Below are 391 nucleotides of genomic sequence, written 5' to 3' on the forward strand. Positions count from 1 at the left end.
GCCCTGCTCAGGGCACCCGTGTCGACGCCGTCCRCGACGACCCGCCCCCGGTCGGGTCTGATCAGCGTCGCCGCCACGGCGAGCAGGCTGGACTTGCCCGAACCCGAGGGCCCGAGAACGGCCGTCATCGTGCCGCCGGGCACCGCGAGACTCACCCCGTCGAGCGCCGTCAGCCGCCCGCCCCCGTCGGGGTACGTCAGCGTCACGTCCTCGACCGACAACAACGGCTCGCGCGTCGGGCTCATCGGGCTCATCGGGCTCATCGGGCACCTCCCAGTGCTACCAGCGGATCGACGGCGGTGATCCGCCGTACGGACAGACCGGCGCCGAGCACACCGAGCGCCACCATCACCGCCGCGGGCCGCAGCACCGTCGACGGTTCGAGGACGAA

Annotated in this window: 1 protein-coding gene and 1 pseudogene; both read right to left on the bottom strand. The window is 73.1% G+C overall.

Going from position 1 to position 391, the window contains the following annotated elements:
- Positions 1–263 (bottom strand): ATP-binding cassette domain-containing protein (locus tag AB8Z36_RS42000; RefSeq protein ID WP_369218564.1); only part of this gene is annotated, 263 nt, incomplete at its 3' end.
- Positions 260–391, bottom strand: a pseudogene (locus AB8Z36_RS42005) (ABC transporter permease); the annotation flags it as partial. The pseudogene AB8Z36_RS42005 and the gene AB8Z36_RS42000, both read right to left, overlap by 4 nt.

It is taken from the genome of Streptomyces flavofungini (assembly GCF_041028215.1).
Classification (GTDB): Bacteria; Actinomycetota; Actinomycetes; order Streptomycetales; family Streptomycetaceae; genus Streptomyces; species Streptomyces flavofungini_B.